General features: G+C 27.6%; 1 protein-coding gene. It reads right to left on the bottom strand.

Features of this window, described 5'->3' with window-relative positions:
* Positions 1-533: hypothetical protein (locus tag AVBRAN12647_RS09615; RefSeq protein ID WP_336615120.1), on the bottom strand; the 533-nt coding region annotated here is incomplete at both ends.

Below are 533 nucleotides of genomic sequence, written 5' to 3'. Positions count from 1 at the left end.
TTATTTAATTCTTCAGTTATATTAGTATTTATTTTTTTGTGTGAAATTGTCATAAAAGGTAGATTATCTAAAAATACTCCATATTGGTAAGCAGTGTCAGAATAATTGTATTTTTCAGCAATTGTTATATAGCCATCAAGATTTTTATCCATACTAATATTCCCATCAAGTATTGTGCTAATATCAGTTGATTGTTTATTATCAACAGTCAAAATACTTGGAACATAACTTGCAACTTTAGTAGCTTGTCCTGAACCATCTTTAGTTGGCTCTATATATAAAGCAAATGCATAGATAGTATAATCAATTTCTTTTTTATCTACTTCTCCATCGTTATTTCTATCGGCTGCTAAAAAATTACTCTTATACGCTACATCACTAAACCACCCAGCGACAAAACTTGCTGCATCTTTATCTAAAATAATGCCTTTGCTAGTATCAATGAAATTATCTTCATTAAAAAATTCTTTTAATCTATTAATATTCTTGTCACTAAGTTTTACTCCGATATTGCTTTCATCAAATTTAAAAAA

This window comes from Campylobacter sp. RM12647, from assembly GCF_020138135.1.
Taxonomy (GTDB): Bacteria; Campylobacterota; Campylobacteria; order Campylobacterales; family Campylobacteraceae; genus Campylobacter_E.
The sequence above is the reverse complement of the archived record's forward strand: the minus strand, read 5'-3'. Positions and strand labels throughout refer to the sequence as shown.